Origin of the sequence: Patulibacter brassicae (assembly GCF_033949425.1) — a bacterium.
GTDB lineage: Bacteria > Actinomycetota > Thermoleophilia > Solirubrobacterales > Solirubrobacteraceae > Patulibacter > Patulibacter brassicae.
The window spans coordinates 1-421 of record NZ_JAXAVX010000034.1 but is presented as its reverse complement, the minus strand read 5'-3'; the positions used below and the strand labels follow the sequence as shown (position 1 = coordinate 421).

Here is a 421-nt window from a genome sequence, read left to right as displayed (position 1 = left end):
CGCGCGGTCATGATGTCGTGCGTGATCAGCGTGAACGCGGGACGGTGCTCCAGCCGCTTGTCCTCGGCCTCGCGCATCGTCTCCTCATGGATCTCCATGATCAGCTCGCCCAGCAAGGCGGTCCTGACCGGATCCAGACCCGAGTCCGGCTCGTCGAACAGCACGATCGACGGATCGAGGACCAGCGCCCGGGCGAACCCCGCGCGCTTGCGCATGCCGCCGGAGAGCTCGTTGGGGAACTTGTCCCACGAGTGCCCCAACCCGACCTCGTCCATCCGACGATCGACGATCCGCTTGATCTCGTCCTCGCCCTTGTCGGTGTGCTGCCGCAGCGGGAACGCGACGTTGTCGAAGATGTTCATCGACCCGAACAACGCGCCGTCCTGAAACAGCACCCCGAACTTCTTGCGCATCTCCAACA

At 64.6% G+C, this 421-nt stretch carries 1 protein-coding gene; it reads right to left on the bottom strand.

Going from position 1 to position 421, the window contains the following annotated elements; genetic code table 11:
* Nucleotides 1-421: ABC transporter ATP-binding protein (locus tag SK069_RS20170; protein WP_406628320.1), on the bottom strand; the 421-nt coding region annotated here is incomplete at both ends.